This window comes from Desulfonatronum zhilinae (assembly GCF_900182865.1).
GTDB classification, from domain to species: Bacteria; Desulfobacterota; Desulfovibrionia; order Desulfovibrionales; family Desulfonatronaceae; genus Desulfonatronum; species Desulfonatronum lacustre.
Genome location: NZ_FXUJ01000032.1, coordinates 21,415 through 28,329 on the forward strand (window position 1 = coordinate 21,415; position 6,915 = coordinate 28,329).

The 6,915-nt window shown below is 59.1% G+C and carries 8 protein-coding genes; all 8 read right to left on the reverse strand.

From position 1 onward, the window contains the following. Nucleotides 1–26: 26 nt before the first annotated feature. Nucleotides 27–698 carry a class I SAM-dependent methyltransferase gene (locus AC559A_RS17330; RefSeq protein ID WP_498818958.1) on the reverse strand — a complete coding sequence of 224 codons (672 nt, stop codon included), beginning with the start codon at nucleotides 696–698 and terminating at the stop codon, nucleotides 27–29. Beyond that, complete coding sequence (locus AC559A_RS17335; protein ID WP_498818959.1) at nucleotides 686–1,705, reverse strand: aminoglycoside phosphotransferase family protein; 1,020 nt, start codon at nucleotides 1,703–1,705, stop codon at nucleotides 686–688. Before AC559A_RS17335 ends, AC559A_RS17330 begins: the two co-directional genes overlap by 13 nt. Beyond that, nucleotides 1,699–2,292 carry an HAD family hydrolase gene (locus tag AC559A_RS17340; RefSeq protein ID WP_498818960.1) on the reverse strand — a complete coding sequence of 198 codons (594 nt, stop codon included), beginning with the start codon at nucleotides 2,290–2,292 and terminating at the stop codon, nucleotides 1,699–1,701. The genes AC559A_RS17335 and AC559A_RS17340 overlap by 7 nt, the downstream gene beginning before the upstream one ends. Beyond that, the gene (locus AC559A_RS17345; protein ID WP_498818961.1) at nucleotides 2,292–3,215 is read right to left on the reverse strand and encodes a transketolase family protein; all 924 of its coding nucleotides are present in this window, start codon (nucleotides 3,213–3,215) and stop codon (nucleotides 2,292–2,294) included. The genes AC559A_RS17340 and AC559A_RS17345 overlap by 1 nt, the downstream gene beginning before the upstream one ends. Continuing rightward, entirely contained in the window at nucleotides 3,212–4,009 is a 798-nt protein-coding gene (locus AC559A_RS17350) for a transketolase (RefSeq protein ID WP_498818962.1), read from the reverse strand. The genes AC559A_RS17345 and AC559A_RS17350 overlap by 4 nt, the downstream gene beginning before the upstream one ends. Further along, on the reverse strand, nucleotides 4,006–4,956 hold the full coding sequence (locus tag AC559A_RS17355) for an NAD-dependent epimerase/dehydratase family protein (protein WP_498818963.1): 951 nt from the start codon (nucleotides 4,954–4,956) through the stop codon (nucleotides 4,006–4,008). The genes AC559A_RS17350 and AC559A_RS17355 overlap by 4 nt, the downstream gene beginning before the upstream one ends. 95 nt (nucleotides 4,957–5,051) lie before the next feature. Continuing rightward, the gene (locus AC559A_RS17360; RefSeq protein ID WP_498818964.1) at nucleotides 5,052–6,047 is read right to left on the reverse strand and encodes an NAD-dependent epimerase/dehydratase family protein; all 996 of its coding nucleotides are present in this window, start codon (nucleotides 6,045–6,047) and stop codon (nucleotides 5,052–5,054) included. Between the two features lie 97 nt (nucleotides 6,048–6,144). Further along, complete coding sequence (locus tag AC559A_RS17365) at nucleotides 6,145–6,690, reverse strand: PDDEXK nuclease domain-containing protein (RefSeq protein ID WP_498818965.1); 546 nt, start codon at nucleotides 6,688–6,690, stop codon at nucleotides 6,145–6,147. Between the last annotated feature and the right edge of the window lie 225 nt (nucleotides 6,691–6,915).

A 6,915-nucleotide genomic window follows, 5' to 3' on the forward strand; every position in this document is an offset into this window, starting at 1 on the left:
ACTGGATACTGAACAGCGAATCTTCACTATTCAAAGTAAATAAAGCTGTAATCCCCTGTATACCCTGTTAAATCAAACCACCACTGCCACTCTTCAGGTGTGCAGAACGCCTCGCAGGTCACCTGCCAGTAAAGCAAGTTGGTCTTTTCCTCTTCGGTGCGATAGGATTCAACGCAGAGATACTTGTTTTGCTTGCCGACTCGTTGCATCTCTTTCAGGGCCTGTTCCAACTCGTAGTTGTAGAGATTGTGGAAGGTGTTGATGGAGATGACCAAATCAAAATGATTGTCCGGCCAGGGCAGGCTCGTTGCGCTGCCGATCTGGAGGCGATCCCTGATCTCCTCCTTGGCATGCTGGATGGCGTATTCGGAAATATCTATTCCGTGAACCTGCGCGTCGGGCAGAACCTTGAGAAAATCGTACAGCAAAAAACCCTTGCCGCAACCGATATCCAGGATTTTGGGGTTGGCTGGAAGGTCGTAGTGTTCGGCCATGGCCCGGGCCACTTTTTCCCAGCGCCCCTCCATGTAGCGGTAGCCGCCATAATTTATCCGCCGGTCCCCGTCCCAGTAGTCATATCCCCATTGTTTGGCCAGCCTTGCGGCCTTGGCCTTGGGATAGTCCGGGTCGTTGACCCTGGCCAGGTAGTCCCGCGTGGTGCTCTTGTGCAGCACGGACATGAAATCTATGTTTGGCATACGGTTGCTCGCAAATGTTGTTGAAAGTACTGCGCGGCCTTGTTCAGTTGTCGCTGGAGCAGATCCGGGCGCTCCTGGCCGGCATGGGTGCGCCGGAGGCGGCCGGTTGCGCGGAATTCATTGAGCAGAATACAGCACCACTTGATCCTGTACAGGGGCAGCAGCAATGCGGCCCAAGGCAGAATGCCGGTCATGCCCAGCCCCTCGCAGATCCTGACCTGGAAGGCCTTGGCCTGGTCCAGCGTTACCGGGATTTGCGGCTGGCAGGCAAAATCGCAAAACAGTTTTGCCGGGTCGTCCCAGCCGGCATATTCAAAATCAAGAAAGCACAGCCGCTCGTCAGGCCCGCGCAGGGCGTTGTGAAAGCCGAAATCCGAGGGCGAGAGGATTCGTTGGTCCGCCGGCAGTTCGACATCCATGACCTTTTCGCATTTCCCTGTGATCGTCCGGCCCACGTTTTCAATCGCCGGGACAAGCCCATCACCGACCAATTCCCTGGCCTGCCTGTATTCCGGCCCTGGACCAGTCAGCCCCTGGAGCATTTCCAGTCTGCTCCGCACCTGTTGGAGGTGCTGCCGCGGGGTGAAACTGGCTTCGGAAGCCCGGGGCAGGTCCGCGGCGCCCGGCGCATGGCGCAGATCGTTAATTCGGCAAATAAAGTCAGCGGATTGCGCAATGCAATCCCCGGAAACGTCCTGAACCGGGTCGCCGTGCAGATACGTGTAGAGCCCCCAGCCCCGGCTCCGGTCCAAGCCCTGGGGCCTGGGCACGCCGTTGACGTCGCCGGCCTGAAGAAAGGCCGCGAACCCGTATTCCGTGGCCAGCCTGTCCCGAGGATCCCCTGGGTGGCGGTAATACTCCTTGAGCACCCATTGACCACTCGGGTCGTCGATGCGCCAGACCCTGCTGTTGCGCCCGGCCGTGATGCGCGTCAGTACGGGCCGGGTGATGCCCTGGCTGGCCAGGAATGCGCGCAAAGACCGCTCCGGGGCTTCATCGTTCAGCATAGCAAGGCCGGAAGATCAGCCCATGTCCGCAGCACTTGCCGGCCACTGGCTTGCTCCCCACCCCTGGGTGCATAGTACACCTTGACCAGGGTATCCGGGAGCATGTCCAGGATTTCCGGGAGGTCGTCCACATAATGGGTGCAGCCCAGAGCAACGATCCGCCGGATTTTCTCTTCCTTGGTTTGTTCAAAGAACACCTGATCTTCAGACCAGCCCAGACCATTTTGGGCAAAAAAACCATGCCGTTCCAGCCACCCCCAGGCGGCCTGGTGCAGATCGTGGGGCGGGCCCAGATAGGGGGTGCGGGTCTTGTGACTGATCAGGCGCATCCGCACCCCTTTTTGCCGCAACACGGACAGGGCCGCAAGCGCCCCGTCGCAGGCAACCGCCTCGCGAATCCTTGGCCCGTAAGCCTCGCCTTGCATCCGGGTCCACTCGTCTTCGCGCCCGGTCCGGCGCAGATGGTCGCGCACCGCGTTCTTCTCCTTCGCAAGGGTGACCGGGATCAGCCCCTTTTCCCTGGCCATGCGGTAAAACAGTTCGTCATAGCGGATCAGGGTGTTGTCAAAATCAAGACCCAGAAGCATCACCCCTCCAGCCGTTGCAACACAACCCGGGCAATGCATTCCGGGTTGAGCCCGATACCGTCGCGGGCCTGATTCTGGTTGCCGCAGGCGATCAAAAACTGGTCCGGGCCGCCGAACGTAACCAGCTTGCGCAGGTCAGCCCCATGGGCGCAGCCCCACTCCAGGACAGCGGACCCGGCCCCGCCGGCCAAGCCGTGCTCTTCGATCACAACCACGAGGGCATGACCGGCAAAGACGTCTTCCAAGAGCTGCTCATCCAAGGGCTTGACCGTGTGCAGGCTGACAACTCGGACGGATACCCCTTTTGCGGCCAACAAGTCGGCGCAACGCAGGGCCGCAGGCAGCATGTTGCCGACCCCCAACAGGGCCGCGTCAGTACCCTGGCGCAGAGTGATCCCCTTGCCAATCTCGAAAACGGGCGGGCGCTCGTGAATGGTCGGCTCGCCCTTCTTGCCCAGGCGGATGTAGGCCGGACGCCTGATGCGTAGTGCTTCGGCCACTGCCAGGCCGGTTTCCACAGGGTCCGCCGGACAGATCACGTGCATGTTTGGCAGCAGGCGCAAGACCCCGATGTCCTCCATGGAATGGTGCGTTGCGCCCAGGCCGGCATAGGACAAGCCCGCCCCGGTGCCGACGATGATCACCGGCAGATTCGGGTAGCAGACATCCAGCCGGATCTGCTCCAGACAACGCAGGGTGTTGAACGGGGTGATGGTGTAGGTGACAGGGTGCAGCCCGCTGGAAGCGAGGCCGGCGGCAAGGCCGGTCATCCCGGCCTCGGCCACGCCGCAGTTGTAGAATCGGCCGGGAAAGGCTGCCTTGAACCGGTCGAACAGGCGATTGCCGATATCCCCGGCCAGCAGAACCAGGTCCGGATGCAGCGCGGCCAATTCCGTAACGGCCTGGGCAAATGCGTTCCTCACGGCACCCCCAGTTCATCATGGGCGGCCCGGACTTCCTCCGCCGTGGGCACGCGGTAATGCCAGTTGTTGTCGTCCTCCATGAAGGACACCCCTTTGCCCTTGACGGTATGGGCCACGATCATCCGCGGCATGGATGCAACAGGCCTGGCCAGGGCTTGGCGTATCTGGTCGTGGTCATGGCCGTCGATCTCCTGCACGTCCCATCCGAAAGTGCGCCATTTGTCCGCCAGGGGCTCGAGCCGCAGGACATCCCGGCTGCGTCCCGTGGCCTGCCACTTGTTGTAGTCCACCATGGCGGTGAGGTTGTCCAGGTTGTGGGCTGAGGCAAACATGGCGGCTTCCCAGACAGACCCCTCGTTGCACTCTCCGTCGCTCATCAGTACGTAAACGCGATAATCGTGCTTGAGGATTCTGGCGGCCAGGGCCATGCCGCAGCCGATGGGCAGGCCATGGCCCAGAGAGCCGGTGGCTGCTTCCACGCCGGGCAGCTTGGGGGAAGGATGCTCCTCCAGATATGATCCGGCCCGGCCATAGCCGGCCAGGTCCGCCTCCGTGATCAGCCCCTTGTAGGCCAGGGCCGCGTACAGGGCCGTGGCCGCATGCCCTTTGCTCAGGATAAAACGGTCCCGGTCCGGGGCTTGCGGGTTTGCCGGGTCCAGGCGCAATACGGAATGATAGAGCACGGCGATCAGATCAATGCAGGACAGGGCCGAGGCAAGATGGGCGGCCCTGGCAGTATGCGACATGGAAACGACTTGCGCCCGGAATCGGGCGGCAAGTTGTACGGTATTCATTGGCCCTGCAATCCCATCTTTTTCATCCACTTCACGGTATAGCACTGATCCGACTCCACCAATTCCCCGGCGCGGTACATGGCAATGATCTCGTCGATGGCATGGTCGATGGTGTGCCGGGGCGTGAACCCGGTGGCCAGCAGCTTGTCCGAATTCTGGCGGTAGGAGCGGGGGTCGTTGGACGCGGTGACCGCAATCTCGGCAGGAACCTTGGCCGTGACCCGCTCGGCGATCTCCAGGATGGAGATGTTCTCGAATCCTGCGTTGTAGCACCCGGAGGGCAGGTCAGGACGGGCCAGGAAATGGCGGTACACGTCGATCATGTCCCGGAGGTGGATGTTCGGCCTGGTCTGCTGGCCGCCGAAGACGGTGATCCTGCCGTTTTTCAGGGCCTGGAAGGTGAGCATGTTCACGCTCACGTCCAGGCGCATCCTGGGCGAGTAGCCGCAGACCGTGGCCGGGCGGATGTTGTGCACCTGGAGCTGGTCCGCGTAGCTGAGCAGCACCCGCTCGGCCACCATTTTGGTCTTGTTGTACACGGAAATGGGCACCAGAGGAAGATCTTCGGTGACCTGAGGCTCGTCCTTGATGCCGTAGACGCTGCCCGAGCTGCCGAACATGATCTGCCGCACCCCGGCCCGCACGGCCCGGTCCGCCAATTGCTGGGCCGCCAGCACGTTGACCTCCCAGGACAGGGTCGGATTCAGCTCCACGCCGGGATCATTGGCGATGTTCGCCAGGTGAATGATCGCCTCCACGCCGTCCAGAGGCATGGAGTCCGTATTCCGGATGTCCTCCTGGATGACGGTCAGCTTCGGGTGCGGGGCCAGATAGTTGCCGAACCACTGGGTGTCCACGACAATGACGGCATGGCCGTCGTCCAAAAGCTGCCGGGTCAGGACCGTGCCGATGTACCCGCAGCCGCCGGTGATGAGTATTTTTTTCATGGTTTTTTGGAACCACTAATTGACACTAATTGGCACTAATGAAGAATAAAAGACAAAAAATTAGTGAAGATTAGTGTAAATTAGTGGTTAAAAATTCAAGGTTTATGCACATAATCTGGATTTTGGCCCGCAAGCGCATCCAGATTACCGTCCACCCATGCCAGGGTTTCGGCCAGCCCCTTTTCCAGTGATATCTCGTCCTCCCAGCCCAGTTTCTCACGGATGGCGCTGCTGTCCAGCAGATAGGCCTGATCCTTGCCCAGCCGGTCCTCGGTAACTTCCACCAGGGATTCAAAGGGCACGTTGCCGAGTTGGCAGATCTGCTCCACGAGTTGCCGGATGGAGATCGTGGATCTGGTTGAAATATGATAGGAACTGCCCGGTTCGCCGTGCAGGGCGACCTTCAGGGTGGCCTCGGCCACGTCCTGGATATGGATGAAAGACCGGATGGAATGCCCGCCGCCGTGCAGCTGCATTTTGCGCCCGGTCCGGGCAAAGAGCATAGCCCTGGGGATGATCCGGTAGAGCTGCTGGCCCGGGCCATAGACATTGGCTGCCCGGGTGAACACCACTGGAAAGCCGTAGGCCTTGAAAAAGCTCATCAAATGCAGATCGCAGGCCGAACGGGACACGGCATAAGGCGTGCTGGGCGCGAAATGAAAATGCTCCGTGATCCACCCGTCCGTGCTGCCGTAAACCTCCGGGGTGGTTACGTGAACGTATTTTTCCAGAAAGTCCAGTTTGCGCAGCTGATCATGCAGCCGGACCTGGGCCACCACGTTGGTCTGGTACCAGTGCTCCGGGGTCAGCCAGCTCTGGGCGACCATGCCCTGGGCCGCAAAGTTGACGATGTATCCGGGCCGCCAAGACCGGACCAGCTCCATCAGTCGATCCAGGTCATGGTTCAGGTCCACCTGCTCGAAGCGGAACCGCTCCTGCCCGGCGGTCAGCCATTTGTAGGGCAGGAAGACAGGGTGCGGTTCCTCGGAGCGGCTGACGCCCAGGACGTCATGCCCCTGCTCCAGCAGATGGCGCACAAACGATGCGCCGGAAAAGCAGTTGCTGCCGATAACCAGGAAACGATTGCTCACGTGGTGATGCCCCTTGATATTTAACCACTAATTTTCACTAATTCACACTAATAAAAAAAATTAGTGAAGATTAGTGTCGATTAGTGGTTTAAAATGGTCATTCCAGCGTCTTCAAAGCCTGAGCAGGTTCCCACTGTCGAAGCCGATGGGCGATCTCTTCCGGGCTTGGGAGATCAGCCTGATAGCGTTCAGGCAGTGTGGGGACGACTGAATACGTGGCGACACCCAGCGGGCGGACGGCATTGCGCAGGGCGTATTCGACGATGGTTTTGTTTTTGCCTCGGCAAATGATGATGCCAATGGGCGGGTTTTCTTCCGGAAGTTTTTCACTTCTCTCCAGCGCTTCAAGGTAGAACTCCATCTTGCCTTTATGTTCCGGCTTGAAATCCCTAATTTTGAGTTCAATGGCCACCAGGCAACGCAGGCGTCGATGGAACAGCAGCAAATCAACAAAATATTCCTGGCCGGCAACCTCAAGGCGGTACTGGTTGGCAATGAAAGCGAAGGCTCCGCCTAATTCAGCTAAAAAATTTCGCAGGTTGGCGACCAAGGCTCGTTCAAGCTGGCGCTCATTGTGTTCTTCAGCCAGTTCCAGGAAGTCGAAGGTGTAGTGGTCCTTAACCCTACAACGCAACTTACTCAATTTGGTCTAAGACTTGCTTCCTTCGCCTGTGTGATAGCCGAGCCCTATGGTTCCTTTTTTGGACCCAGGCAACCTGATCCAGTAAGGCTTGTAAATCAAGTATCCTCAATTTCAGTAGGCCTTTGAATAGAAACCTAAGCAACGAGAGCGTAATGGATGGTGCTTTTTTTTTCCAAAATGAGTTTCAGATGCCAGAGAAAGAAATGCCCCAACATGCAAGTTATT